The sequence below is a fragment of the Dactylosporangium salmoneum genome (genome assembly GCF_039532525.1).
Taxonomy (GTDB): Bacteria; Actinomycetota; Actinomycetes; order Mycobacteriales; family Micromonosporaceae; genus Dactylosporangium; species Dactylosporangium salmoneum.
This window is the reverse complement of sequence record NZ_BAAARV010000130.1, coordinates 55,493-81,405: the sequence shown is the minus strand read 5'-3', so window position 1 is coordinate 81,405 and position 25,913 is coordinate 55,493. Positions and strand designations below refer to the sequence as shown.

Annotated in this window: 22 protein-coding genes; 12 read left to right on the top strand and 10 right to left on the bottom strand. The window is 72.6% G+C overall.

The window, feature by feature from the left end; genetic code table 11:
• The coding region (locus ABD352_RS53295; RefSeq protein ID WP_344620351.1) for a LuxR C-terminal-related transcriptional regulator at nt 1-1,990 on the top strand (1,990 nt) is incomplete at its 5' end.
• A gap of 11 nt (nt 1,991-2,001) precedes the next feature.
• On the opposite strand, the gene ABD352_RS53290 is transcribed toward ABD352_RS53295, so the two are convergent.
• A complete protein-coding gene (locus tag ABD352_RS53290; RefSeq protein WP_344620350.1) occupies nt 2,002-3,360 on the bottom strand; it encodes a serine/threonine-protein kinase in 1,359 nt (452 codons plus the stop codon).
• A gap of 2 nt (nt 3,361-3,362) precedes the next feature.
• Nucleotides 3,363-4,358, bottom strand: coding sequence for a LacI family DNA-binding transcriptional regulator (locus tag ABD352_RS53285; protein ID WP_344620349.1), 996 nt, complete (start codon nt 4,356-4,358; stop codon nt 3,363-3,365).
• Nucleotides 4,359-4,555: 197 nt separating this feature from the next.
• On the opposite strand from ABD352_RS53285, the gene ABD352_RS53280 reads away from it, so the two are divergent.
• The 5 genes from ABD352_RS53280 (at nt 4,556) to ABD352_RS53260 (ending at nt 9,884) form a co-directional block, all read left to right on the top strand.
• Entirely contained in the window at nt 4,556-5,347 is a 792-nt protein-coding gene (locus ABD352_RS53280; RefSeq protein WP_344620348.1) for a serine/threonine-protein kinase, read from the top strand.
• A 179-nt stretch (nt 5,348-5,526) separates the two neighbouring features.
• A complete protein-coding gene (locus ABD352_RS53275) occupies nt 5,527-5,694 on the top strand; it encodes an LPXTG cell wall anchor domain-containing protein (protein WP_344620347.1) in 168 nt (55 codons plus the stop codon).
• Nucleotides 5,695-5,699: 5 nt separating this feature from the next.
• The gene (locus ABD352_RS53270; RefSeq protein WP_344620346.1) at nt 5,700-7,010 is read left to right on the top strand and encodes a glycosyltransferase; all 1,311 of its coding nucleotides are present in this window, start codon (nt 5,700-5,702) and stop codon (nt 7,008-7,010) included.
• Nucleotides 7,011-7,104: 94 nt separating this feature from the next.
• On the top strand, nt 7,105-8,277 hold the full coding sequence (wecB, locus tag ABD352_RS53265; protein WP_344620345.1) for a non-hydrolyzing UDP-N-acetylglucosamine 2-epimerase: 1,173 nt from the start codon (nt 7,105-7,107) through the stop codon (nt 8,275-8,277).
• Nucleotides 8,278-8,291: 14 nt separating this feature from the next.
• Complete coding sequence (locus ABD352_RS53260) at nt 8,292-9,884, top strand: DUF2334 domain-containing protein (RefSeq protein ID WP_344620344.1); 1,593 nt, start codon at nt 8,292-8,294, stop codon at nt 9,882-9,884.
• Nucleotides 9,885-9,932: 48 nt separating this feature from the next.
• Here ABD352_RS53260 and ABD352_RS53255 read toward each other — a convergent pair whose 3' ends face one another.
• Nucleotides 9,933-10,298, bottom strand: a complete 366-nt coding sequence (locus ABD352_RS53255; protein ID WP_344620343.1) for a hypothetical protein — start codon at nt 10,296-10,298, stop codon at nt 9,933-9,935.
• An 84-nt stretch (nt 10,299-10,382) separates the two neighbouring features.
• Between ABD352_RS53255 and ABD352_RS53250 the strand changes: the two genes are divergently transcribed.
• The 3 genes from ABD352_RS53250 to ABD352_RS53240 all read left to right on the top strand — a co-directional run bounded on the left by ABD352_RS53250 (nt 10,383) and on the right by ABD352_RS53240 (nt 15,053).
• The gene (locus ABD352_RS53250) at nt 10,383-11,675 is read left to right on the top strand and encodes a hypothetical protein (protein ID WP_344620342.1); all 1,293 of its coding nucleotides are present in this window, start codon (nt 10,383-10,385) and stop codon (nt 11,673-11,675) included.
• Between the two features lie 174 nt (nt 11,676-11,849).
• Nucleotides 11,850-12,605, top strand: a complete 756-nt coding sequence (locus tag ABD352_RS53245) for a 3-ketoacyl-ACP reductase (RefSeq protein WP_344620341.1) — start codon at nt 11,850-11,852, stop codon at nt 12,603-12,605.
• Nucleotides 12,606-13,031: 426 nt separating this feature from the next.
• Nucleotides 13,032-15,053, top strand: coding sequence for a cell wall-binding repeat-containing protein (locus ABD352_RS53240; RefSeq protein ID WP_344620340.1), 2,022 nt, complete (start codon nt 13,032-13,034; stop codon nt 15,051-15,053).
• A gap of 65 nt (nt 15,054-15,118) precedes the next feature.
• On the opposite strand, the gene ABD352_RS53235 is transcribed toward ABD352_RS53240, so the two are convergent.
• On the bottom strand, nt 15,119-16,681 hold the full coding sequence (locus ABD352_RS53235) for a DUF2142 domain-containing protein (protein ID WP_344620339.1): 1,563 nt from the start codon (nt 16,679-16,681) through the stop codon (nt 15,119-15,121).
• Between the two features lie 125 nt (nt 16,682-16,806).
• On the opposite strand from ABD352_RS53235, the gene ABD352_RS53230 reads away from it, so the two are divergent.
• Both ABD352_RS53230 and ABD352_RS53225 read left to right on the top strand, forming a co-directional pair.
• On the top strand, nt 16,807-17,238 hold the full coding sequence (locus ABD352_RS53230; protein ID WP_344620338.1) for a GtrA family protein: 432 nt from the start codon (nt 16,807-16,809) through the stop codon (nt 17,236-17,238).
• A 90-nt stretch (nt 17,239-17,328) separates the two neighbouring features.
• Nucleotides 17,329-19,482 carry a transglycosylase domain-containing protein gene (locus tag ABD352_RS53225; protein WP_344620337.1) on the top strand — a complete coding sequence of 718 codons (2,154 nt, stop codon included), beginning with the start codon at nt 17,329-17,331 and terminating at the stop codon, nt 19,480-19,482.
• Here ABD352_RS53225 and ABD352_RS53220 read toward each other — a convergent pair.
• A complete protein-coding gene (locus ABD352_RS53220; RefSeq protein WP_344620336.1) occupies nt 19,445-20,896 on the bottom strand; it encodes an MFS transporter in 1,452 nt (483 codons plus the stop codon). The genes ABD352_RS53225 and ABD352_RS53220 overlap by 38 nt on opposite strands.
• A gap of 150 nt (nt 20,897-21,046) precedes the next feature.
• Nucleotides 21,047-21,580, bottom strand: coding sequence for a CGNR zinc finger domain-containing protein (locus ABD352_RS53215; protein WP_344620335.1), 534 nt, complete (start codon nt 21,578-21,580; stop codon nt 21,047-21,049).
• A 62-nt stretch (nt 21,581-21,642) separates the two neighbouring features.
• On the opposite strand from ABD352_RS53215, the gene ABD352_RS53210 reads away from it, so the two are divergent.
• Nucleotides 21,643-22,398, top strand: coding sequence for an alpha/beta hydrolase (locus ABD352_RS53210; RefSeq protein ID WP_344620334.1), 756 nt, complete (start codon nt 21,643-21,645; stop codon nt 22,396-22,398).
• A gap of 55 nt (nt 22,399-22,453) precedes the next feature.
• Here the strand turns inward: ABD352_RS53210 and ABD352_RS53205 are convergent, their stop codons facing one another.
• The 4 genes from ABD352_RS53205 to ABD352_RS53190 are packed head-to-tail and all read right to left on the bottom strand — an operon-like array spanning nt 22,454 to nt 25,889.
• Nucleotides 22,454-23,167 carry an ABC transporter permease gene (locus ABD352_RS53205; RefSeq protein ID WP_344620333.1) on the bottom strand — a complete coding sequence of 238 codons (714 nt, stop codon included), beginning with the start codon at nt 23,165-23,167 and terminating at the stop codon, nt 22,454-22,456.
• A complete protein-coding gene (locus ABD352_RS53200) occupies nt 23,167-24,078 on the bottom strand; it encodes an ABC transporter ATP-binding protein (protein ID WP_344620332.1) in 912 nt (303 codons plus the stop codon). Before ABD352_RS53200 ends, ABD352_RS53205 begins: the two co-directional genes overlap by 1 nt.
• A gap of 1 nt (nt 24,079) precedes the next feature.
• Nucleotides 24,080-24,949, bottom strand: coding sequence for an ABC transporter permease (locus ABD352_RS53195; RefSeq protein ID WP_344620331.1), 870 nt, complete (start codon nt 24,947-24,949; stop codon nt 24,080-24,082).
• Nucleotides 24,933-25,889: an ABC transporter ATP-binding protein gene (locus ABD352_RS53190; protein WP_344620330.1), complete on the bottom strand. Its 957-nt coding sequence runs from the start codon at nt 25,887-25,889 to the stop codon at nt 24,933-24,935. The genes ABD352_RS53195 and ABD352_RS53190 overlap by 17 nt, the downstream gene beginning before the upstream one ends.
• Between the last annotated feature and the right edge of the window lie 24 nt (nt 25,890-25,913).

Below are 25,913 nucleotides of genomic sequence, written 5' to 3'. Positions count from 1 at the left end.
GACCGTGCGCGCCGCGGCGGCCCAGGCGGCCGCCCCCGAACCGGACGACGAGGGCGCGAGCACCCGGGCCGCCGCGCAGGCCGCGGACCAGCGCCGGGCTCTGGCCGCCGCCGGCGCCGCCGCCGCGTTCGTGAGCGCCCGCTTCGGCCTGGCCGCCGACCACGCCGCCGACTGGCTGAACGAGGCCCGCCACGGCCACGACACCCCGCCCGCGCACGACGACGCGCCGGACCCGAACGCCATCGGCGCGGAACCGGCCGGCCAAAGCCCCGAACTCCACGAGGCCCCACACCGCCACGACGCCCCGCCCGACCCCACCGCCGCCAGCCCGGAGCCGGCCGGCCAAAGCCCCGAACTCCACGAGGCCCCACACCGCCACGACGCCCCGCCCGACCCCACCGCCGCCAGCCCGGAGCCGGCCGGCCAGAGCCCCGGACTTCACGAGGCCCCACACCGCCACGTCGCCCCACCGGACCCGGCTGCCGCCAACACCGAGCCGGCCGAGCGAGGCACCGGACTCCACGAAGCGCGGCACCACCACGACGACCGGCATGTGTGCGCCGCGGACGAGGTGGCCGACGCGCATCGGATGCTGGCGGCGGTGCGGTGGAGTCTCGGGGACGCGGCCGGGCATCGCCGGTCGCTCGACCGGGCCGCGGCGGCCGGTGGCTCGGCGGCGTCGTGCGCCCGGCAGCGGGTCGCGGAGGTGGAGCGCGTCCTGCGCGCGGAAGGCCCCCGGGCGGCGCTGCCACTCGCCGAGGCCGCAGTGGCGGCGGCGGAGCGGGCCGGGGTGGGCGTCGCCGGGGCGTCGGTGACCCTCGGCACGGCGCTCGCGCTGAGCGGCAGCCACGAGCGAGGGGCGGCGCTGCTGCGGGCGGCGCGGCAGATCGCGGGCCGGGAGCACGATCCGGTGGCGATCGGGCGGGCCGTGCACGCCCTGGTGGCGGTCAGCCTGCCGCGGCTCGGGGAGGTCCTCGGGTGGCGGCTCTACGACGAGGCGATGGCGACGATCGGGCGCTACGGGCTGGAGTTCTGCGCGGGGAGCACCACGAGCCTGGGCGTGGCGCACGCGGTACGGGTCGGGGACCTCGCCCGGGCCGAGGCGCTGGTCTGGTCACGGCTGCCGATCGAGGGGGACCCGGTCGAGCGGGTACGGTTCATCGCCCACGCCGGCCTGCTCGCCCTCGAGCGCGGGGACGATCCGCTCGCGGTGCGGATGCTGGCCCGGGCCGACGCCGAGGGGCGGGACTCGGGGCTGGTCAGGGTGCTGCGGGTGGCCGTGGCCGCGCGGGGGGTGCACCCGGCGGACCCGGCCGAGACGCTGCGGGAGTGCGTGGGGCGGTGCAGCCCGGGGCGGCTGGCCGAGGCGGCGCGGTGGGCCCTGCACGGCGGGGTGCCGGCGGCCACGGTCGAGGAGCACGTGGCCGAGCGGCCGGCGCGGCTGCGGCTGCTGCTCGCGGTCTTCGCCGGGCGGGACGCCGAGGCCGTGGCCCTGCTGCCGGAGGTCCTCGACGACGGCAGCCAGGGGCGCAACGTGGCGGAATTTCCCCCGGCGGGGCAGAAATCCGACATGTCGTGGCGCGGAGCGCCCGACATGTCGCACGAGCACGACGCCGACGGCCGGCCCGAGGACGCCGCCGTGCACACCGCGGTGGCCCACGCGCTGGTGCGGCTCGGGCGGGCCGGCGAGGCCCGGCGGCACGCGGAGCGGGCCGTCGCCCTGCTCGCGCACTGGCCCGGCTGGCGGCTGGCCGAGGCGGAGACGCTGCTGCACAGCCTGCGGGCCGGCGGGGACCTCACCGCCCGCGAGCTCGAGGTGCTCGGCTGCCTCGCCGCCGGGATGACGAACCAGCAGGTGGCCAGCTCGCTCGGGATCTCGATCCGGACCGTGGCGGTGCACGTGTCGAACCTGTTGCGCAAGACGGGGGCGGCGTCGCGTACCGAGGCGGCGCTGTGGGCGGTGCGCCACCGGCTGGCCCCGGAACGCTAGGAACAGGAACGTCACGTGGTGAAGGTGCGGCCGAAGGCGACCACGGCGGCGTCCAGCTCCTCGTAGGCGGCGTCGGAGATGGAGTGGTCGCGGACGCGGCTGCTCAGGTTCTGGCGCAGCTGCGCGACCCGCCGGGCCGCGTCCGTCTCGTCGCCCAGCAGGTTGCCGACCTGGTTGCGGATGTCGAGGGCCACGTCGTTGCGGATCTCGCCCGACTCGGAGCGGCGGTCGACGATCTCCAGGACGGCCTTGGCGGCGGCCTGGCGGGTCTGCGGTGCCGGGCCGGGCGGGGACGCCGTCGAGGGCAGGCCGCTCGCGCCCGGGCGGGCGGACGAGCGGGCGGTGGGGCCCAGGGTGCCGGTCGGGGTCGAGCCGGGCGGGGCGGGGACCACCGACACGATGAAGCTCACCGACGGGGCGGGAGCGGCCGCGTCGGGGTGCCGGCCGGGGTCGTCGTCCCGGAGCAGGAGCACGGCCAGTACCGCGGCGGCCACCACGACGACCGGGACGGCCAGCCAGGCGCGGCGGCGGGTGAGCGCGGCGGTGCCCGGGGGCCCGGCCCCCAGCAGGGTGGCCACCTCGGCGGCGGTCGGGCGGCGCTGGGGGTCCTTGTCGAGGCAGCGCAGGCAGGCGCTGGCCACCCCGGCGGGCAGGCCGGGGACGGTGAGCGGCGGGCGGCGTTCCGACGCCAGGGCGCGCTCCAGCTCCTCCCAGGTGGTGGCCGGGTACGGTGGCGCGCCGGTGAGCATCTCGTAGAGCAGGACGCCCAGGGCGTAGACGTCCGTGCCGCCGCTGGCGGGGGCGCCGACCAGGCGTTCGGGGGCGACGTACGGCGGCGTGCCGAACGTCATCGCCTCCTCGCGCTGGCCGATGTCGGCGGCGATGCCGAAGTCCAGCAGCCGCACGCCGTCGGTGGTGAGCATGACGTTCTCGGGCGTGACGTCGCGGTGGACCACGCCGCGGCGGTGGGCGGCGTGCAGGACGTCGGCGACCGTGGCGGCGACGGCCACGGCCTCGGGCCACGGCAGCGGGCCCTCGGCGAGGCGGCCGGCCAGGGAGGCGCCGTCGAGCAGCTGCATGACGACGTAGGCGGCGATGCGGCCGCGCGGGGTGACCGTCTCGCCGTAGTCGTACACGCCGATGGCGTTGGGGTGCTCGATGCGCGCGGCGGCCCTCGCCTCGCGGCGGATGCGGTCGCGCTGGCCGCCGTCGGCGTCGATCGGGCCGTCGAGGACCTTGACGGCCACCGTGCGTTCCAGGGTGGAGTCCCAGGCGCGCCAGACGACGGACATGCCGCCCTGGCCGACGGGCTGTTTGAGGATGTAGCGGCGGGCGAGGATGTCGCCCTCCCGCAGCTGTGCGCCCGGCATCACTACGTGGAGGCCCGCACAACGAGCTCGGTCGGCAGGATCGGGTTGTCCTCCCTGGCCTCGAAGAGCAGGGCGGCGACGACCGCGCCGAGCTCCTCGACCGGCTGGCGGACGGTGGTCAGGGCGGGGGCGGTGAAGGCGGCGTGCGGTGCGTCGTCGAAGCCGACCACGGCGACGTCCTCGGGGATCCGGCGGCCGGCCTTGCGCAGCGCCTGGAGGGCGCCGGCGGCCATGAGATCGGAGGCGACGAAGAGCGCGTCGAGGCGCGGGGTGCGGTCCAGCAGCCAGGCGGCGGCGTGGTTGCCCGACGCCGTGGTGAAGTCGCCGTAGGCGGCCAGGGGCGCCCGGCCGGCGGCCTGCATGGCCCGGCGGTAGCCCTCCAGGCGGTCGACGGCGGCCGGGGAGTCGGGCGGCCCGGCGATGGCGGCGATGGTGCGCCGGCCGCGCAGCAGCAGATGCTCGACGGCCTGGCGGGCGCCGTCGGCGTTGTCCACGTCGGCGTAGGGGATGTCGACCTCCGGGCGGCCGGCGGCGCGCAGCGGGACCAGGGACGCGGCCAGCGACACGGCGAGGGGGTGGCGGCCGGGCGCGCCGACGAGCAGGGCGCCGCCGACGTTGCCGTCGGTGAGGAAGCGGGTGGCGCTGGCGACGGTGCCGCGGGTGACGGACATGGTCAGCAGCGGCACGCCGCGGCGGGCCAGCTCCTCCTCGGCGCCGGCGAGCAGGCGGGCGCAGAAGCCGTCGCGGAAGAGCCGGGCGGCGGGCTCGAAGACGACGGCGGCGACGGGCAGGCCGGCGTTCTGGTCGGTGCGGCGCGGCGCACGGTGGCGGACGTACCCGAGCCGGGCGATCGCGTCGTGGACCTGCACCCTGGCGGAGGTGCTGACCCGGACACGGCCGGTGAGGACGCGGGACACGGTGGCGGCGGAGACCCCCGCGGCGGCGGCGACCTCGGTGACGGTGGGTAGGGCGGGCTCGGCGGCTGGCTCGTCAGGCATCAAGTCTCCTGTGGGAGCGATTCCTGCGGTCAGCGTCAGCCACGAGTTACCGCGATGTCAACTATCGGTTTCGATCATCCTTAAACCGCCTGCAATTCCCCCTAAATGGGCTGTGTTGAGCGTCGCTGGGGCTACCGCTGGGCGGATCGAATAGGGAATAGTCGTCGTTTGTGTCCGGGATCGAGGTTGGCCGCAGGGTGCTTGAGCGATACCTGCTGATCCGCCCGATCGCTCGGGGCGGGATGTCACTGGTCTACGAGGCCGTCGATCTCGAGGAGATCCGGCCGGCCGCGCTGAAGGTCCTGGCGCCGACCTTCGCCAGCAACACGCGCGCCTGCCTGGCGGCCCGCCGCGAGCCGCACCTCATGCAGCGCATGCGGCACCCGGCGGTGCCGAAGGTGTTCGGGCACGGCGAGATCGAGGCCGAGGGCGTGTCCGTCCCCGCGGTCGCGATGGAGCTGCTCAACGGGGTGCCGCTGGCCACCCGCCTGGCGGAGGGGCCGCTGCCCTGGCAGCGGGCGGTGGAGATCGCCGCCTCGATCGCCGAGCTGCTCGCCGTCGCGCACCGGCGCGGCATCGCGCACCGGGACCTGACCGCGGACAACGTCATGCTCACCACGGCCGGGGTGAAGATCATCGACTTCGGGCTGGCGGTGCCCTTCGCGCACCCGTCGGCGTCCCGGGTCGAGCACGCGCCGGCCTGGGACGTGTACGCGCTGGGCGTGCTGCTGTACCACATGCTCACCGGCCGCTCCCCGCACGCGCCCGGCGCCCGGCTGCTGCAGGCCGCCCCGACGCCGGTGGTGCTCACGCCGGGCCTGCCACGCTCGGTAGCCGAGCTGTGCCGCCAGTGCATGGCCAAGCGCCCCGACGAGCGGCCGGACAGCGCCGCCGTCGCGCTGTCGCTGTGGGCCGAGTTCGCCACCGACTGGCAACAGCCAGGAGTCTTTACTGAGAGCTACGGCACACCGTCCAACCACGGTGTGTAACGGCCGACTTTTGCCTGCGTAAGGGCTCTGTCGGGTCCTCGGTCGAACTTCGGTCCGCAGACCCCATCACCCGTTGTAATCGCCGCCTCGGCGGGACAAGCTTCTCGGACAAGGTGCACGACGGTTGCCGGCAAGGAGCCGACGGGCACCACCAACGTCAGAGCCGAGGGGAAGCTGTCATGTCAGGTTCGAAGGTCACCGGCGTGGTCGTGACGGGCGGGGCCGCCGCCGGATCGCTGCCAGTCACCGGAAGCCCGGTCTTCGCCATCGTCGTCGCCGGCGTCGCGCTCGTCGCCACCGGCTTCCTGATGGTGCGGGCCTCCCGCTTCAACCGCAACGCCGCCTGACGCCCATGGCGGCGATCCTCCTGGTCGGCTTCGCGCTGCTGACGCTGTGGCCGGCGTACAACCTGGCCCTGGTCGCGTTCTCAGCCAGGGACGCGGCCACGGCCGGCCGCCGCCGGCGGCGCGACGCCATCGCGCCGAACGGCAACGAGCCGCTGACCTTCTGGATCGTCGTCCCCGCGCTCAACGAGGAGCGGGTGGTGGGCCGCACGGTCGCCGCGGCACTGGCGCTCGCCGGGCCGGAGGGCACACGCACCAGGGTCCTGGTGGTCGATGACGGATCGGACGATGGCACCCCGGACGTGCTGGCCGCCATCGACCACCCCGGCCTGACGGTGCTGCGCCGCGACTTCCCCAACGCCCGCAAGGGCAAGGGCGAGGCGCTCAACGCGGCCTTCCGGGCCATCCGGGACCTCTCGCTGGCGGGCGGCGAGGACCCGGAGCGCGTCGCCGTCGGCGTCATCGACGGCGACGGCCGGGGCAGCGGCAACCTGCTGGTCGAGGTGTCGCGGCTGATGCGCGACCCCGAGGTCGGCGCGGTGCAGGTCCGGGTGCGCATCCACAACCGCAACCGGGTGCTGGGCGCCGTGCAGGACCTCGAGTTCGCCGCCATCGCCAACGCCAGCCAGCTGCTGCGCGACGCGGCGGGCACGGTCGGACTGGGCGGCAACGGGCAGTTCGCCCGGCTCGCCTCGCTCATGCGGCTGGGCGACGCGCCCTGGTCGCACTGCCTGGTCGAGGACCTCGAGCTGGGGCTGCGCATGCACCTGGGCGGCGAGCGGATCCGCTACACCTCCCTGGCGCACGTCAAACAGCAGGGCCTGGTCGACGTGCGGCGGCTGGTCCGCCAGCGCACCCGCTGGGCCCAGGGCAACCTGCAGTGCGTCGCCTACGTGCCGCGGCTCATCGCCTCCCGGCGCATCCGCAACCACGCGCTGCTGGAGATGCTGTACTACCTGCTCGCGCCGTGGCTCAACGCGTTCGGCACCGCGACGGTGCTGGGCCTGTGGGCGTACGCGTTGTGGCGGCTCGTCCCCGGCCACGGCGACCCGTTCGTGATCCACTCCTGGCCGGAGCTGGGCGAGGTCGTGGCCTTCTGGGCGGTCGGCATGACCGCGCCGGGCCTGGCCTGGGCGGCCGTGCACCGCATCCAGCTGCGCGACGAGACCAGCCTGACGCTGCTCAAGGCGGCGCTGGCGTACCCCTTCTTCCTGATCCTGGGCCTGGTGGCCACCTGGCGGGCGATCGGCCGCCAGATCAGCCGCCGGCAGGCCTGGGCCAAGACCGAGCGGCTCGCCGAAGAGCCGGCCGCGGCGTAGCTCGCTCACTGCGACAACCTGCAAGGCCCCGCGACACCAGCACCACCAGGATAAATTCCGCACGGATGCGGCGTGATCGTCAAGGTGACGAAAAATGCTTCCTGAAGTCTTCCTCATCGCCGGTACCCGCCCCGAGGCCATCAAGCTCGCCCCCGTCGCGGCCGCCATGCGCGCCGCCGGGCGCCTGACCCCCGTGCTCGTGGCGAGCGGTCAGCACCCGACCATGGTGACCCAGGCCCTCGCGGCCTTCGACGTCGAGGCCGACGTGACCCTGCCGCTGGAGCGCGTGACCGGCAGCCAGCCCGAGCTGCTGACTGAGATGATCAAGCAGATGGACGCGCTGCTGGAGGCGCGCAAGCCGGCCGCCGTCATCGTGCAGGGCGACACCACGACGACCCTGGCCGGGGCGATGGCCGCGTTCTGGCGGCGCATCCCGGTCGTGCACCTCGAGGCCGGCCTGCGCTCCGGCGACCTGGACTCGCCGTTCCCGGAGGAGGCCAACCGCAAGCTGGTCGGCCAGCTCGCCGCGCTGCACCTCGCGCCGACCGCGCTCGCCGCGACGAACCTGCTCGACGAGAGCGTGAACCCGTCCAACGTGCTCATCACCGGCAACACCGTCGTCGACGCGGCGCTGGAGATCGCGGCCAAGGAGCTGCCCTTCGACGACGCCGGCGTGGCCGCCGCGGTCGACGCCGCCGAGCACGGCCAGGCCCGGCTGGTCCTGGTGACCGCGCACCGCCGCGAGTCGTGGGGCGAGCCGCTGGAGCGCATCCTGCGGGCCGTGCGCCGGCTGGTCGAGGCGTACCCGGACATCCGGGTCGTGCTGCCGGCGCACGCCAACCCGGCCGTCCGCGCCCAGGTCGAGCAGGGGCTCGCGGGCGTACCGCGGGTCACGATCACCGACCCGCTGCCGTACCCGGCCCTGGCCCGCCTGCTCTCGCACGCCTACCTGGCGCTGACCGACTCGGGCGGCATCCAGGAGGAGGCCCCGTCGTTCAAGGTGCCCGCGCTCGTGCTGCGCGAGGTCACCGAGCGGGTCGAGTCACTGCACGCCGGCTGCGCCAAGCTGGTCGGCACCGACGAGGACCTCATCGTCGCCGAGGCGGCCAAGCTGCTCGACGACCCGATGCTGCGCCTGTCGATGACCGCCTCCGGCAACCCGTACGGCGACGGCCTCGCCTCCCGGCGCACCGAGCAGGCCGTCGCCGCCATGCTCGGCCTCGCCCAGATCCCATCCCCCATGCCGACGTCCGCCTCGCTCGTCTGATTGGTGCCTGTTCCATGCGCAAGTTGTCAGCCCTGATCTCCCTCGTGCTCGCCGCGGTGCTCGGCGTCGCCGCGCCCGCCGCGGCCGCGACCGCCGCCAAGGTGGCCTCCGGCGCCGGCGCCCCCGGCTCCAGCGCCTCGACGAAGACGCTCGTCCTGTACGACAACACCGGCGCCTACTCGTGGCTCGGTGAGGACTACGGGATGATGGCCACGAACCTGGTCTCGCACTTCGGGGCGTGGACCGCGCACCCGGTGGGCAGCTACACCGCCGGGGAGCTGTCGAAGTACAGCGCCGTGGTCTACGTCGGCTCGACCTACGACGAGCCGATCCCGGCCGCGTTCCTCGACGACGTGCTGGGCACCACGAAGCCGGTGCTGTGGCTGTACGACAACATCTGGCAGCTGACCGCGCGCTCCGCGGACTTCGCGAGCAGGTACGGGTACACCTGGAAGGGCTTCGACACCTCCGCGGTGGCCGAGGTCGACTACAAGGGCACCGCGCTGACCCGCGACACGCGCAACAACGCCGGCATCATGGACACCGTCATCTACGACACCACCAAGGCGGTCAGCGTGGCCGACGCGGTGCGCGCCGACGGCTCGAAGTTCCCGTGGGGCGTGAAGTCGGGCAACCTCACCTACATCGGCGAGCTGCCGTTCTCCTACATCACGTCCAACGACCGGTACCTCGCCTTCGCCGACCTGCTCTACGACGCCCTGGCCCCGAAGGCCGCGGCCCGCCACCGCGCCCTGGTGCGCATCGAGGACGTGGGCCCGGACGCGGACCCGGCCGAGCTGCGGGCGATCGCCGACTACCTGTCGAGCAGGAAGGTCCCGTTCACCGTCGCCGTGTACAGCCGCTACCGCGACCCGAAGGGCGTGCACAACAATGGCAAGGCCGAGGACTACACGCTGCGCCAGCGGCCACTGGTGGTCAGCGCCCTGAAGTACATGCAGAGCAAGGGCGGCACGCTGCTCATGCACGGCTACACGCACCAGCTCGACAGCCTCAGCAACCCCTACGACGGCGTGAGCGCCAACGACTTCGAGTTCTTCCTGGCCCACGTGGACTCCAGCGACGCCGTGATCTACGACGGCCCGGTGAAGAACGACTCGGCGCTCAACGTGACCGCCCGGGTCACCGCCTCCCGCGCCGACTGGCTGCAGGCCGGCCTGTCGCAGCCGACCATCTTCGAGCCGCCGCACTACGCGGCCAGCGCGCTGGACTACAAGACCATCAACACGCTGTTCGGGGTCCGCTACGACCGGGGCCTGTACTTCCCGGGCGTGCTGTCCGGCGCCACCGTGGACAACAGCGTCGCCCACATGGTCGGGCAGTTCTTCCCGTACACGGTCCGCGACGTCTACGGCTCGACGGTCATCCCGGAGAACATCGGCAACATCGAGCCGGAGCCGTTCAACCAGCACCCGGCGGTGCTGCCGGCCGACCTGGTCGCCAACGCCAAGGCCAACCTGGTGGTGCGCGACGGGGTGGCGAGCTTCTTCTACCACCCGTACCTGGGCACCTCGTACCTGAAGCAGACGGTCGAGGGCATCCAGGGCCTGGGCTACAGCTTCGTCGCCGCATCGGCGATGACCAGCTGATCCGGATCCGGTAAGGAAAAGGGCCTCCCGGCAGGGGGGCCCTTTTGCTCATGCCTCCAGCAGCAGGTGCGGCATGAGCCGCTCGATCGCGTCGAGGTCGTAGACGCGGCGGATCCCGGTGATGAGGCCGGCCTCGTTGACGGTGAGGAACTCGGCCAGGCGGAACGTCTCGCCGCCGAGGGTGCAGTCGTAGACGAGGGCGACCCGGCGCTCGACGACGGTGCGGGCGAACACGGCGATGCCCTCCAGGGCGGCCGCGTAGCCGGTCATGAGCTCGACGAAGTCGCCGTCGGGGTCGAGGTTGGACTCGATCGCCGGTGCGGCGGCCATCAGCCGGAACAGGTCGCTCGTGCGCCCCGCGGTCCAGGCCGCGACCCAGCGCTCGGCGACGCCCTCCACCGCGATTTCGTCCATCGCGCACATCCTCCCATGCGGCCGCCGCGTCCCCACGGCCGGGCCAGGGTTCCAGGAAAGGGCTTTCCTAGGTACCATCCGGTCATGTTGAGGATCGACGAGGGTCTCACGGCGAAGGCGTTGCGCCCCGCGGTGGAGCGGATGTTCGCGCTGTCCGCCGGCAAGATCCTGGGGCTGCACTTCACGGACGGCTCCCCCGTGTTCACCGTCGACGGCCGCTACACGGCCCGCGGCTGGACCGAGTGGACGCAGGGCTTCCAGGTCGGCGCGGCGCTGCTGCAGTTCGACGCCACGGGCGAGGAGCGGTTCCTCGACCTCGGCCGGGAGCAGACCGCGCGGCTGATGGCCCCGCACGTCAGCCACGTCGGCGTGCACGACCACGGGTTCAACAACGTCAGCACGTACGGCGCGCTGCTGCGCCTGGCCCGCGAGGGCCGCACCGACGAGCGGGACGTGGCCGCCGCCACCCTCGCCCTGAAGGTCTCCGGCGCCGTGCAGGCCGCCCGCTGGACGCGCACCGAGGACGGCACCGGCTACATCTACTCGTTCAACGGCCCGCAGTCGCTGTTCGTCGACACCATCCGCTCGTGCCGCTCCCTCGCGGTGGCCCACGCCCTCGGCCACGTGCTCATGGGCGAGCACGACGAGCGCATCGACCTGCTGCGGCGGCTGACGCAGCACGCCCACAACACCGCGCGCTACAACGTCTACCCGGGCACCGGCCGGGACGCCTACGACGTGCGCGGCCGCACCGCCCACGAGGCGCTGTTCAACGTCAACGACGGGCGCTTCCGGGCGCCGGGCACGCAGCAGGGGTACTCCCCGTTCTCCACCTGGACCCGGGGCCTGGCCTGGGCGATGCTCGGCTTCGCCGAACTGCTGGAGTTCCACGAGGACCCGGTGTTCGCCGAGGCGGCCCTGGCCACCTGCGACTTCTACGTCGAGCACGCGGCCGCGGCCGACGGCGTGCCCTACTGGGACACCGGCGCGCCGGGCCTGGCGCACCTGGACCTGTCGGCGCCGGCCGACCCGTTCAACGCCCACGAGCCGGTCGACTCGAGCGCGGCGGCGATCGCGGCCCAGGGCCTGCTGCGGCTGGGGCGGCACCTCGGTCGCGCGCACTACGTGCAGGCCGGGCTGACCGTGGCCCGGACGCTGCTGGCCGAGCCGTACCTGTCCACCGACCCCGCGCATCAGGGGCTGCTGCTGCACTCGGTGTACCACCGGCCGAACGGCTGGGACCAGGTGCACGCCGGGCAGTCGGTGCCGAACGGGGAGTCGAGCATGTGGGGCGACTACCACCTGCGGGAGCTCGGGCTGTACCTGCTGCGCCTCGACGACGGCCCGTACTACACGTTCTTCGGCGGTGTCGCATGAGCGGTCCGGAGCGGAGCGGAGGGGCCGCGAAACATGGAAGCAGCTTTGGCTCAGGCCGGCACCGGAGCGAAGCGGAGGTGACGGCATGAGCGGTCCGGAGCGGAGCGGAGGGGCCGCGAAACATGGAAGCAGCTTTGGCTCAGGCCGGCACCGGAGCGAAGCGGAGGTGACGGCATGAGCGCGGCCCTCGTCACGGGCGCCTCCCGGGGCATCGGCCGCGGCATCGCCCTCTGCCTGGCGAGCGCCGGCTTCGACGTCGTCGTGAACTACGCGAGCAACGCGGCGGCCGCGCAGGAGGTTGCCACGCAGGTGCAGAAGCGAGGAGCAAGGGCCGCGGTGGTACGGGGGGATCTCGCGCTCGCCGAGGACCGCGCCCGGCTCGTCGACGCGTCCTACGAGGCCTTCGGCGACATCGACCTGCTCGTCAACAACGCCGGCGTGGCCCCGGCGGTCCGCGCCGACATCCTGGAGGCCGGCGAGGAGTCCTTCGACCGTCTCGTCGGCATCAACCTCAAGGGCCCGTACTTCCTGACCCAGCTGGTCGCCAACCGCATGATCGCCGCCGGCACGAGGGGCCGGATCGTGACCATCTCGTCGATGAGCGCCTACACCGCCAGCGTGAACCGCGGCGACTACTGCATCACGAAGGCCGGGCTGTCGATGCTGACGAAGCTGTACGCCGCGCGCCTGGCCGAGCACGGCATCAACGTCTACGAGGTGCGCCCGGGCATCATCGAGACCGACATGACGGGCGGGGTGCGGGAGAAGTACGACCGGCTGATCCTCGACGAGGGCGTGACGCCGATCCGCCGCTGGGGCACCCCCGACGACGTGGGCCGGGCGGTGGTGGCGATCGCGACGGACCTGCTGCCCTTCTCCACCGGCCAGGTGATCGACGTCGATGGGGGCTTCCACCTCCGCACGCTGTAGCCGCGACGCACGGCGATCGGCGGCGCACGTATCGTAGGCGCCGCCGATCGCGGACAGCCGGACTGACCTCCACCGTTCGGACAATTTTCGAGGTCGCGGCTTAATGCGGAGCAAATTTTCGGAACCACTCGCCGACAAGGGCCGCCACCTGGGCATTTGCCAGATGAGCATGCTGATCGTCACCGCACGGACACGCTTCGAACAAAGCGGCGCTTCAGAATTCGGGGGCCAGGCGGCCCGGTATTTCCGGCAATCGATCGCATACCGAGCAATCCGGGCCGACCGCCGCGCGGTCCCACCCTCACGGTGCTCGATTTCTCGGGGCACATGAACGAGCACCGCTCGTCTTACACTGCGGATCGCCTTCGGCGCGGCCGCATCACCGCCGCCGCGGCCGGGGTTCACCACTCTCGGGGAGGAAACGCTTTGTCATCCACCTTCACCCGCCGCTCCGTGCTGCGGGCGGCTGCCGCCACCGCGGCCACGACCGCCGCCGCGCCGCTGATCATGTCGGCGACCGAGCAGGCCGCCTCCGCCACGGTCCCCGGCGAGCTGGGCCGCATCTCGTACAGCGTCGGCAGCACCTTCTACGTCGCGGACGCGAACGGGGCCAACGCGCGCGTGCTCGCCAGTGGCGTCAGCGGCAGTGGTGACTGGGCGCCGGACGGCAGCCGGTTCTTCTACGGCAGCGGCACCCAGCTGAACTCCGTGCGCGCCGACGGCACGGGCTGGCTGCGGCTGCTGACGAACCCGAGCAAGTCCGCGCGGGACGTCACGGTGACCCAGGACGGCCGCTACGTCGTCTTCAGCAGCGACACCGGCCTGCGCTACGCCGGCACGGGCGCCAACTGGTACGACTCGTCGGTGCTCTACGGCGTCGGCTCGATCGACCGGCCGACGGTCTCCGTGGACGGCACGATCTTCTACGACCAGGGTGGCGCGACCCTCGACACCCGCTCGATCGTCCGGTTCAGCAACCAGACCGGGCCCCAGGAGATCATCACCAACGGCTGGGACCCGGACGTCTCGCCGGACGGTTCGCAGGTCGTCTTCGTGCGCAGCGACAGCGCGAACGGCAAGGCCCAGCTGTGGCTGGCCGGCAGCGACGGCTCCAACCCCGCCCAGCTGACCACCGAGGCGGCGGCCGGCGCGTGGAACATCCAGCCGAAGTGGTCGCCGGACGGCGCGACGATCCTGTTCGCCAGCGCCGCCAGCAACGGCGGCACCACCGGCATCAAGAAGATCAACGTGGAGAGCAAGGCCGTCGCGTCCGTGGTCGCCAACGGCGCCAACCCGACGTGGCAGCCGGTCAAGTCGGGCCTGGTCGAGCGGGTCTGGGGGCAGACCGCCCTGGACACCGCGATCGCGACCTCGCGGTACAACTTCGCCGACCACGGCCTGGCCGAGAAGGCGCGGCCGCAGGCCAAGGCCGTGGTGCTGTCCCGCAACGACGTGTACTACGACGCCCTGTCCGGCTCGGCGCTCGCCGTCAACAAGCAGGCCCCGCTGCTGATCACCCCCCGCGACGGCCTGCCGGCCAGCGTCGAGGCCGAGATCAAGCGCGTGCTGGGCACCTCCGGCGACGTCTACCTGCTCGGCGGCACCGCCGCCATCCCCACGCCGATCGAGAACCGGCTCAAGAGCATCGGGTTCACCACCCACCGTGTCGCCGGCAACACTCTCTTCGACACGGCCATCGCCGTCGCCAACGCGATCACCACCACGCCCGACACCATCATCGTCTCCACCGCGCTGAACTACTACGACGCCCTCGCCGCGGGCGCGGCGGCGGGCGCCAACCCGGGCACCGTCATCGTGCTGACCGCCGGTGACACCCTGCCGGCCGAGACGGCGGCGTACCTCAACAAGTTCAACCCGGACCAGGTCGACATCGTCACGGCGGGCGGCCCCGGCGACCGGGCCGTGATCGGCGGCTACATGCGCGGGCAGCTGCCGAGCTGGCCGGACGAGCTCTACTACTACGCGATCATCGGCCAGTTCGCGCAGGACACCGCGCAGCTCATCGCCGAGTTCTTCTTCGGCTCGCCGCGCTGCGCCGGCATCGCCACGATGACGTCGTGGTACGACGCCCTCACCGGTGGCGCGATGATCGGCGGGAACTACGGCCCGCTGCTGCTCACGGCGCCGAACAGCCTGGACCACCAGGTCTCGGACTACCTGTCCCACAACTCGGCGGCCATGGTCGACGTGGTGCTCATCGGCGGTCCCAACGCCCTGTCGCCGAACCTCATCCCGCAGCTCGGCAACTCCTTCTCGCTGCCGGGGCACTACACCACCAGCGAGACCACGCCGGAGAACTCGCTGCAGGCGAAGGCCCAGGCCAAGTCGCTCGCCGCGACGGACCCGAAGAAGGCGGCCACCAACCCGGCCGCCAAGCAGGACAAGGCCCCGGGCCTCGCGGCCAAGCCGGTGCAGGCCAGCCGGTAACCCGGCGGGAAACGACAGAAGGGCCGCGGCGCGAAGCCGCGGCCCTTTCGTTCGTCCCGCTGGGTTCAGGCCACGCTCAGGGCCGCCCGCACCGACGGCATCTCGACCGTCTCCGCGGCGGCGTCCCCCCGGGCCGAGGAGGGGTTCGTCGCGGCCCAGCTCGCGAACGCGATCGCGACCAGGCCAAGCACCACCGCGACGAACGGCACGACGGAGCCGAACTCTGGATGCCAGACCCCGTTGAAGGGGTTGAAGTGCGGCCGCATCGGGTCGGGCGACACGCCCGACTGCCAGCGGACCATCGTGGCGGCGAGGACCGTCAGGTGCACGACCGGCATCACGACGAAGGCGATCCAGCCGGCCATCGTCCGGCTGCGCGCGGCCGTCAGCACCCCCTCGCGGCCCAGGATCTCCGCGGCCAGCAGCGGGGCCCCGACGAACAGGGGCAGCAGGTAGCGGCCCTGGGTGGGGAACCCGTGCAGGTTGGCGTTGGCCGGGTCGGTGATCGTCGGGACGATCCACGCGATGACGACCATGATCACGATGCGGTACCGGTCCCGGAGCGACCCGACGACGAGCGCGGGCATCAGCAGGCCGCCCAGGGCGACGAGCCACACGGCGAAGACGTACGTCGGGACGGGCACGTCCAGCCACGACACGGCCGCGACCATCTGCTGCAGGTAGGTGCCCCACTGCTGGAGCACCACGACCTCGAGCGCCTGCTTGTACGTGAACGGCGGGCTCAGCGGGTCGATGTACATCAGCGCCAGCGTCCGCATGCTCATCGTCCACGCCAGCGACGCCACGCCGGCCGCGGCCAGCGCGCCGAGCCATATCCGCATCGTGCGCATCCGCAGCAGCTCGCGAATGTGGGCCCAGCGGTTCGGGATCAGCAGCGCGAAGGCGCCCGCGGCGAGCCACAGCGGCCCGGCCGCCCGGACGGTCAGCAGCACCAGCGACGCGATGCCGGCATAGTGGACCATTCGCGGCTCGGCGGCCAGCTTGCCGTGCGCGAGCGGGATCAGCGCGGCGAACAGCAGGATGCCGGCCGCCATCTCGACCGACGACGGGTTGACGGCCCCGGCGAGGCTCAGCACGGTGGGCGTGGTCATCAGGACGACCGCGGCCACGCCGGCCCGGTTGGTGAACCAGCGCAGGACCGCCGAGAACGCGAGCGTCAGCAGGCCGGCCACCAGCGCGGCGTCGATGAGCCGGGCCAGCAGCAGCCCCTTCATCGACGGCCAGATCAGCAGCGGCAGGCCGACGATCGCGTAGTACGCCGGGTTGTACCGACCGGCGGTAGTGGGCGTGCGCACCGGCGTGCGGTCGTCGTGGTTGAAGTGGTCGCACGACGCCGGCACGCTCGGCTGCTGCTGCCAGCACTTGGGCCGCACGAGGCTCTTCGGCACGGTCTGGTAGGCGCCGGTGCCGGAGACCGCGTCCACGGGCGCGGGCGCGATCTGGCCGCGCACCACGCCGGCCGCGCGGATCAGGTGCGGCATCTCGTCGGCGGCGCCGTTGTAGGGTGTGGCGAGCGCCCAGCCGGCGGCCACGACGAAGTAGCCGACGAAGAACATGGCCAGCAGGGTGCGGCTGCTGAACCGTAGGCGATCGCGGAGCCTGGACACGCCGTGAGAGTAGTCGAGCGGCGACGGCTAAGCACCATCCGAAAAGCTGCCTTTACCTCCCGCTTACCCGCCGTCCAGCATCCAGGCGTGCGCCGGGCCGGATGGGCGGACTAGACTCCGCGCCCGTGAGCGACAACGTGGCCGTGCCGGCCAGATCTAAGGCATCGAGCCTTGGCCGCCGGGCGCTGAACAACAGCCTGCTGCGGTTTCTGGCCACCGGAGGCGTCAGCGCGGCGCTGGACACCGCCCTGCTGTGGGTGCTGCACGAGGAGCTGCACGTTTCGCTGCCTCCGGCGACGCTGTTCTCCGTCATGGCCGCGTTCTTCGCCAACTTCGCGCTCAACAAGTTCTGGTCGTTCAGCAGCCGTGGCTTCACGACCCGCCAGCTGGTCCGCTACACCATCCTCGCGGGCGGTAACTGGGCGTTCACCACGTTCGCGGTGTGGGCCCTCACCGAGTTCGGCCTCTACTTCCTGGTCGCCAAGCTGATCACGCTGGCCGTGGCGTCGGCCGGCAACTACGTCGGCTACCGGCTGTGGGTCTTCAAAGAGCAGTAGGGTTTTGCGTGAACCGGCAAATCGGTTGTCATGGGGCTCGGTGTCATTTTTCACGTGTCACCGCGGCCACGCTCGGGTACGCCTTGTAGGGTGCGCCTGCGTCGACATGTAGCCCTCAAGGCCCTCGCCTCGCTGTTGCTCTGTGGATTGTTCGCCGGGGTGGTGGTCGCCGCCGCCATATTCCCGGGGCTGGCGTTCTCCGGCCTGGCCGCGAAGAGCGGGGCCGACACCTTCGAGGACCTGCCGACCGACCTCGACGTGCTGCCCTCGCCGCAGATCTCCTACATCTACGCCAGCGACGGCAAGACGCTGCTCGCCATGATGTACGACGAGAACCGCCGCGACGTGCCGATCGCCGACGTGTCGACGTTCATGACGCAGGCGATCGTGGCGGCCGAGGACACGCGGTTCTACGAGCACCGCGGGGTTGACCTCAAGGGCGTGGCGCGGGCGTTCGTCAACAACGAGAACGGCGGGGACCAGCAGGGGGCCTCGACGCTGACCATGCAGTACGTGCGGCAGGCGACCGCCTACTCGGCGCAGACGCCGCAGGACGTCCTCGACGCGACCTCCAAGACGCCCGGGCGCAAGCTGCGCGAGATGAAGCTGGCCATGGCGCTGGAGAAGAAGCTCACCAAGCAGCAGATCCTGGAGCGGTACCTCAACATCTCCACCTTCGGCCACGGCGCCTACGGCATCTACGCGGCCGCGCAGGTCTACTTCGGCAAGTCGCCGAAGGACCTCACGCTGGGCGAGTCGGCCCTGCTGGCGGGGCTGGTCAAGGCGCCCTCCACGAACGACCCCGCCACGGCGGAGGGGCTGCCCAAGGCGCTCGGCCGGCAGACGTACGTGCTGGACCAGATGGTGAACATGCACTACATCACGGCCCAGCAGCGCGACCAGGCCAAGGCGGAGAAGCTCAACATCATCGGGCAGCGCACGCCCGAGGGGTGCGGGTCGGTGCAGCGGCCCGACCTCGGCGCCGGGTTCCTCTGCGACTACCTGCGGCGCTGGTGGGTGGACCAGCCGGCCTTCGGGGCCGACACGTTCGAGCGGGAGAACCGGCTGCGCTCCGGCGGGTACACGATCGTCTCCTCGCTCAACATCCAGGCGCAGGCGGCGGCGTTCAAGTACGCCCAGGACCAGCCGGGGGTCGGCGGCGAGAAGATCGGGATGGGCAACCCGGAGGCGGTCATGATCGCCGCGGTGGAGCCCGGCACCGGCCGGGTGGAGGCGCTCGCGACCAACCGCAACTTCAGCAACGACCAGACGAACAACGGGCCGAGCACCAGCCCCTCCCGGAAGGGGCAGAAGGGCAACTACCCCAACACGACCGTGCCGCTCATCACCGGCGGGCCGGACGTGCCGGGGTACCAGGGCGGCTCCTCGTTCAAGATCTTCACGGCGGTGGCGGCGATGGAGGCCGGTCTCCCGCTGGCGCACACCGAGGACGTGCAGGCGCAGTTCGTCTCCGACTACCCGCTCAACGCCGAGAGCCCGGCCGCCTGCAACGGCCCGCACTACTGCCCGAAGAACTCCACCGGCGACCCGACCGGCACGTTCAACATGTGGCAGGGCTTCGGCATGTCGCTCAACACGTACTTCGTGCCCCTGGAGCAGCGCGTCGGCGCGGACCACGTGGTCGACGTGGCCAAGCGGCTCGGCATCCAGTTCCGCTCGTCACAGGACGCCGGCTACGCCAAGAACGCCAAGACGTGGGGCGCGTTCACGCTCGGCGTGTCGGACACCACCCCGCTGGACCTCGCCGGGGCGTACGCGGCCCTGGACGCCGACGGCGTGTACTGCGCGCCGACCCCGGTGGTCGAGATCCACGACCTGCACGGCAACAAGGTCGACGCCGGCCAGCCGCAGTGCCGGCAGGTGGTCGCGCCGGACATCGCCCGCGCCGCCGTGGACATGGCCCGCTGCCCGGTCGGCGACCAGTCCGCGTTCAGCGCCTGCCCCGGCAGCGGTACCGCGACCGGCGTGCGCGACCAGGTGGGCCGCCCGGTCGCCGGCAAGACCGGCACCACCGACAGCGGCAAGAGCGCCACGTTCATCGCGATGACCCCGCAGCTGGCGGTGGCCGGGATGCTCACCGACCCGGACAACCCGCAGACCAACAAGGTCATGTCGCACCCGGTGGTGAACACCGCGGTCGCCTACACGCTCAAGGCGGCGATGAACGGCCTGAAGGTCGAGGACTTCAAGGCGCCGAGCCATCAGACGGCGTTCGGCTCGTAAGCTCCGCCGGGTCCGGCGCGGCGGCGCGCGCCCGTAGCAGGGCGTGCACCGCCGTGATGTCGGCCGGGGCGGTGCGGGCGGCGAGCCAGTACATGACCCCGGTCGGGATGAAGAACACCTGGAACGCGGCGAGCCCGATGGCCAGGTTGGCCGGCGGCGGGAAGCTGCGCGCGAGGGCCGCGAACACCGCCCCGACGACCCCGTTGCCGGCGGCCCGGCCGACCCCGTTGACGAGGTTGCCCATCGAGTACACCGTGCCGCGGTGCTCCGGCGGGTTGACGTCGGCGATGAGCGCGAACCAGTTCGGGGAGTTCGCCGAGGTGAGCGCCAGCGCGACGAGGGCCAGCAGGAACGCCCCGAGCAGGCCGGGCGAGGTGAACAGGGAGCCGAGCACCAGGGCGGCGGCCGGCCGGCCCGACGGCGGCGGGAGCGTCAGCGGGGCGAAGAAGAGCAGGACGTACAGCGGGACGCCGGCCAGGATGCCGATCGCCGCCACCTTGGCCCGCCCGCCGAGGTCGCGCCGCTGCCAGCGGTCCCCGATCAGCCCGCCGACGATCGACAGCACCCCGCCGAGCTGGAACAGCGTGGCCAGCACGCCGCCGATCGCGATCGCGCTCTGCTCGTCGTAGCCCTGGGCCTGCGCCTTGGCCTGGAACAGCCGCGGCAGCCAGACCAGCGAGCCGAACGCCGCCTGGGCGGTGAGCCCCTGCATGACCAGCCACACGTTGGTCCGCCGGGCGGCGATCCTCGGCAGGTCGTCGCGGGAGATCCGGTGCTCGTACTCCTCGCCCGCCGCGAACACCGCGGCGAGGTCCGGCTCGCTCTGGCCGCGGCGGATGTCGGCGGTGGTGAAGTACGCGATGCCGGCCGCCACCCCGAGCCCGGCGAGCACGTAGAACGGGGTCCTCCAGTCGCGGCCGCCGAGCTGGCTGGCCACCAGCACCCCGGCGAGCGTGCCGACGCCCTGCGACAGCCCCCACAGGCTCATCACCAGCCCCCGCCGCCGCGGCGAGATGAGGTCGCTGACCACGGAGAACCCGACCGACCCGACCGCCCCGAGCCCGAGCGCGGCCAGCAGCTGGGCGCCGAGGAAGCCCCAGTAGCCGCTCGTCAGCACGGTCGCCCACGTCCCGGCCGCCCACAGCAGCGTGCCGATCATGAGCACCGGCTTGCGGTCGGTGCGGTCCCCGGCGTACGCCCAGGCGACGGCGGCCACCGCGGTCACGAGGTAGCTGATCGCGGTGACCACCCCGAGGGCGCCCTCCCCCACCCCGAGCGACCGGCTGATCGGCGTGTAGAGCGGGGGCACCAGGCCGATGGCCACATTGTCGAGCGAGGCCAGGATGATGAACACGACCACGCTGTACACCCGATGCACGTTCACACCCAACCACCGCGCGCCCGCGGGTGCCAACGTTTCCGCCGGTGGCGGGCCCTGCCCGACGGCATCGCCGCCGTGTTCCCGGGCGACGACCGCACCCGCCCGGGCCCGCCGCGCATGTCCCGGCCGCGCACGTCGGTCACCCGGGCACAACCTCGACCGGGCCGGCCGCGATCCCGATCGTCATCGCGGGGGCCTCGTGGCCAGGTCGGTCAGGGCCTCGTCGATCGAATGGGGCTGGTCGGCCGGGGTACGCAGCCGGCTGCGGTAGCCGGCGACCTTGGCGCGGTTGCCGCAGGTGGCCATGTCGCACCAGCGGCCGGCGGCATTGCGGCCGTGGTCGTAGAAGGCGCGGCCGCACGACGGGTTGGCGCACAGCTTCAGCCGCGCGAAGGTGCCGGCGTGCACGGCGTCGAGGACGATCCCGGCCAGGCGGGCCAGCGCTGGACGGGCACCGCCGCCGGCCGTCGTGATGCCGGTGCGTCGCAGGGAGAGCAGCCGCGCTGCGGCGCCCAGCCAGTCGAGCAGCGCATTGAACTCGCGCAGGGCGGGGCCGGGGTCGGCCAGCTCGGCGTTGGCGGCGAGCAGGCCGCGCACGGCGTGGCGGAAGGCGGCCACCCGTTCGGCGTCCTCGGCGGGCAGGTCGGTCGCGTTGGCGAAGTCGCGCAGCACGTCCAGGTCGTCCGGGGCGTGGGCAGGGCGGCGAGCGGTGGGCACCCGGACATTATCTCCCGCCGCGATGTAACCGGTATTAGCTGACATCGGTTACCATCGCTGGCATGAGAACCGCGCTGATCGCCGGATTGTCATTGGCCCTCCTGCTCGGCGGGTGCGCGTCCCCCGGCACCGCGACGCCCGGCAACGCGACCTCCGGCAGGCCGAGTCCGGTGGAGCCGTCCCGGGTCGACGGGTGTGTCGAGCCCGGGGAGGGGGTCCCCGCGGATCTGCGGGAGAGCGAGACCAGCACCGTCACCGCGGTCCGGCTGGGCAGCGGCCCGCGCGGGGTGGTGCTCACGCCGGAGCACGGCGGGACCATCTGCCAGTGGCTGCCGTTCGGGCGCAAGCTGGCCGGGCGCGGGTACCACGTGCTGATCTGGGACCCCGGCTTCGACCCGGTCGCCGAGATCGCCCACTTCGCGGCGGTGCTGCGCGAGGCGGGCGCGCGGCGGGTGGTGCTGGTCGGGGCGTCCAACGGGGCCAACATCGCCACCTTCGGCGCGGCCTGGACCACGCCGCCGGTCGACGGGCTGGCCTGGCTGTCCGGGGAGGACATGCTGTACGTCGCCGGGCAGAACGGCCGCCCGGTCAGGGACGCCGCCGCGCGGGTCGCCGTGCCCGCCCTGCTCATCGCCGGGCGGGACGACCCCATGCACTGCGCCGAGGTGGCCGGCCAGCTGGCCGCGCTCATGCCCAGCACCGAGAAACGGGTCCTGATCGTCCCCGGCCCGGAGCACGGCGTGCGGCTGCTGACCGGGGCCGCCCAGCCGGCCGTCGAGCAGGCGCTCACGGAGTTCCTGCAGGCGCGCACCGGCTGACGGTGGTACCCGGCGGCCGGCCGGCCGTCGGGTACCACCGGGGCGTGCGGGTGGCTCAGCCCGTCTCGCCGGCGACCGAGAGGGTGCGCAGGCGCTGGATGGCGTAGGCGGTCGAGGCGACGACGAAGACGCCGGCCATCACGCAGCTCAGCGGGACGGACACGTGGCCCTGCAGGAGGTCGGTGGGGGCCAGGTAGTCGACGATGGCCTGGACGTACTGCTGGATGGACAGCTTCTGCGTGCCCGACAGGATGTTGCCCAGCACCCCCTCCCACAGCACGACGTAGGCCAGGCCCACGAGCACCGGGCGGCGGGTCAGCACGCTCATCATGAGGAACAGCGAGCAGTAGGCCAGGGCGCCGATCACGGCCCCGACGATGAGGGCGAAGGCCAGGGCGGGCTCGCCGGCGATCAGGCCGACGACGAACAGCGGCACGCCGGCGAAGAGGGCGGTGATGCCGGTGGCCACGCCGAGCTTGGTGAAGATGATCTCCGAGCGGGGCAGCGGCTTGGCCAGGATGTGGGTGATGGTGCCGTCGTCGACCTCGGAGCCGAGCACGCCGGTGCCGACGATGAGGGCGATGACGGGGAGGACGGCGGTGATGCCGAGGCCGCCGATGACGGCCTCGCCCCACTCGGCCGGGGGCGGGCCGAAGGCGCGCACGACCAGGGCCAGGCCGATGAGGAGCAGGGGCAGCGGGACGAGCAGCCAGATCCGGCGGCGGCCGAGCAGGCCGCGGGTCGTGATCATGGCGATCGTGGCGTTCATCAGGCACCCACCAGGTAGGAGAAGACGCTTTCCAGGGACTCGTCGGCCGGCAGGAGGCGGCGCACCCGCACGCCCTCGGCGAGGGCGATGCGCGGCAGGGCGCGGGTGAACGTGCCGTAGTCGGAGGCGCGCACCTGCAGGCCGGTGGCGTCGATGTCGACGCCGGCCACCGAGGCCTGGCCCATGAGGGCCACCGCCAGGCGGCGGTCGTCGCTGGAGCGGATGGTGAACACGTGTGGCCGGTTGGTCATGAGGCGGCGGATGGTGCGGAAGTCGCCGGACGCGGCCAGGCGGCCGGCCACCATGACCTGCACGGTGCCGGAGACCTGCTCGACCTCCTCCAGGATGTGCGAGGAGAACAGGACGGTGCGCCCGTCGTCGCCCATCTTGTGCAGCAGGTCCATCATGTGGAAGCGCTGCCGCGGGTCCATGCCGTTGAAGGGCTCGTCCAGCAGCAGGACGCTCGGCTCGTGCACGAGCGCGGCGGCGACCCGGATGCGCTGGCGCATGCCCTTGGAGTAGGTGTCGATCCGCCGGTCCTGGGCCGGCTCCATCTCGACCAGGGCGAGCGCCCGGCGGGCCGCCTCCTGCGGGTTGGCCAGCCGGAAGAGCTTGGCGCTGGCGACCACGAACTCCTTGCCGGTGAGGAAGCCGTGCACCGACTCGCGCTCGCTGACCAGGCCGAGGCTGCGGTAGACGTCGGGGTTGCGCCAGGTCGGCGCGCCGTCGACGGTCAGCGTGCCGCGCGACGGGGCCAGGAAACCGGACATCATGTGCAGGAGGGTGGTCTTTCCGGCGCCGTTGGGGCCCAGGAGGCCGGTGACGCCCGAGCCCAGGGTCATGGTGACGTCGTTGACGGCGACCACGTTGCCGTACCACCGCGAAACGTGCTGCAGCTCGACGGTGCTCATGTCAGGCGGCCACCTTCCGGTAACGCAGCAGCAGGAGCCCGACGGAGCCGCCGAGCAGGACCAGGGCGGCGGCGCCGTAGACCGGGCCGTAGTCGCCCAGCGGCAGCCCCTCGCCGGCGGACGGCGGGCCGAAGAGCCACTGTTCCAGCCCGAGCATGAGGAACATCGGGTTGGCCAGGAACGCCAGGGACTTGAGGGTGGCGTTGCCGAGCACGCTCAGGATGCCGACGATCGGCGAGGTGATGAGGAAGACGCCGACGATGAACGCGGCGGCGAAGGCCCGGCGGCCGGAGAGCGAGGCGATCAGCAGCGACACCGAGGCGAGGACCAGGGCCCGGATGAGCGCGGCGGCCAGGCCCGGGCCGAGGTCGCCGAGCTCGTCCCAGGCGCCGTGGAAGCCGTCGGTGCGGGTGAACACGGCGCCGAGGTAGATCAGCAGCTGCGGCACGCCGAGCAGCAGGAGCACGGCGGTGACCAGCGCGGCGTACTTGGCCAGCGCGTAGTCGGTCCGGGCCAGCGGGCGGGAGAAGTACAGCGGCAGGGTCCGGTCCCGCAGGTCGCGGGAGACCAGCTCCGGGGCGACGATGGCCAGGAACAGCATCACGGGGTAGCTCAGGTTGGCGGCGTACTGCCGGTAGCTCATGAACGTCTCGCCGGTGATCGAGCGGACGGCGATGACGATCACCGCGAAGAACAGCACGATGCCGATGACGAGCCAGGGGAAGACCTTCGCCTTGGCGCCCCGGCCGATGCCGAACGCGCTGCGCAGGCTGTGCTCGTAGAGGGAGCGGTTGGCGTACCACCGGCCGAGGCGCGGTCCCTTGTACCGCTGGTAGCCGATGTCATGGATGACACTAGTCTGCGGCGCCACGGCCGGCCTCCTGAGCAACGCTGACCGCGGGCGCGGTGACGGTCGGGGGTTGGAACAGCTCGGCCACCCGGTGGCGGCGCTGGTCGAGCCGGTGCAGCGGCAGGTCGAGCTCGGCGACGGCGACCAGGATGCGGTCGTAGACGTCCTCGCTGTCCAGCGGCACGCTGAGCGCGGCCCCCTCGCGGGTGGCCGGGATGCCGAGCTCGGCCAGGCGGGCGGTGAGCTGCTCGACGCCCTCGCTCACCTCGACGGTGAGCACGTCCCGGCTGGTCGTCATGTCCTCGACGGTGGCCGAGCGCAGCAGCCGCCCGCCGTCGATGGCGATGATGGAGTCGCAGATCCGCTCCACCTCGCCGAGCAGGTGGGAGCAGACCACGATGGAGATGCCGAACTCGGTGCCGATGCGGTGCACCAGCTCCAGCATGGCGTCGCGGCCGGCCGGGTCGAGGCCGTTGGTCGGCTCGTCCAGCAGCAGCAGGTCGGGGTCGTGCGCCAGGGCCTGGGCCAGTTTCACCCGCTGTTTCATACCGGTCGAGTAGCCGCCGATCTGCCGGTAGCGCTCCTCGTAGAGCCCGACGTGGCGCAGCGCCTCGGAGGCGCGCTCGCGGGCCGCGGTGGCCGGCAGGCCGCTCATGCGGGCCAGGTGGGTCACGAACTCGGCCGCCGAGACCTCGCTCGGCAGGCAGTCGTGCTCCGGCATGTACCCGACCCGGGAGCGGACCTCTTCGGCGCTGGCGGTCGGGTCGAGCCCGAGAACGCGCAGCTCGCCGGAGGTCGGCCCGAGCAGGCCGAGCATGATCTTGATGAAGGTGGACTTGCCGGCGCCGTTGGCCCCGACGAGACCGATGATCCCGGGCTGCACGGCCAGGGTGAGATCCGCCAGGGCCGTGACGCCGCCGCCGTATCGCTTCGTCAGCGCACGCGTCTCGATGAGTGTCACGTCGCCGAGACTACGGACCGTGTC

Excerpts from the sequence above, each read along its gene's own strand:
- ABD352_RS53205 (WP_344620333.1), bottom strand. The coding sequence starts at position 23,167 with ATGAACGCCACGATCGCCATGATCACGACCCGCGGCCTGCTCGGCCGC.
- ABD352_RS53260 (WP_344620344.1), top strand. The coding sequence starts at position 8,292 with ATGCGCAAGTTGTCAGCCCTGATCTCCCTCGTGCTCGCCGCGGTGCTC.
- ABD352_RS53270 (WP_344620346.1), top strand. The coding sequence starts at position 5,700 with ATGGCGGCGATCCTCCTGGTCGGCTTCGCGCTGCTGACGCTGTGGCCG.
- ABD352_RS53290 (WP_344620350.1), bottom strand. The coding sequence starts at position 3,360 with ATGCCGGGCGCACAGCTGCGGGAGGGCGACATCCTCGCCCGCCGCTAC.
- ABD352_RS53200 (WP_344620332.1), bottom strand. The coding sequence starts at position 24,078 with ATGAGCACCGTCGAGCTGCAGCACGTTTCGCGGTGGTACGGCAACGTG.
- ABD352_RS53245 (WP_344620341.1), top strand. The coding sequence starts at position 11,850 with ATGAGCGCGGCCCTCGTCACGGGCGCCTCCCGGGGCATCGGCCGCGGC.
- ABD352_RS53250 (WP_344620342.1), top strand. The coding sequence starts at position 10,383 with ATGTTGAGGATCGACGAGGGTCTCACGGCGAAGGCGTTGCGCCCCGCG.
- ABD352_RS53255 (WP_344620343.1), bottom strand. The coding sequence starts at position 10,298 with ATGGACGAAATCGCGGTGGAGGGCGTCGCCGAGCGCTGGGTCGCGGCC.
- ABD352_RS53285 (WP_344620349.1), bottom strand. The coding sequence starts at position 4,358 with ATGCCTGACGAGCCAGCCGCCGAGCCCGCCCTACCCACCGTCACCGAG.
- ABD352_RS53275 (WP_344620347.1), top strand. The coding sequence starts at position 5,527 with ATGTCAGGTTCGAAGGTCACCGGCGTGGTCGTGACGGGCGGGGCCGCC.
- ABD352_RS53210 (WP_344620334.1), top strand. The coding sequence starts at position 21,643 with ATGAGAACCGCGCTGATCGCCGGATTGTCATTGGCCCTCCTGCTCGGC.
- wecB (WP_344620345.1), top strand. The coding sequence starts at position 7,105 with ATGCTTCCTGAAGTCTTCCTCATCGCCGGTACCCGCCCCGAGGCCATC.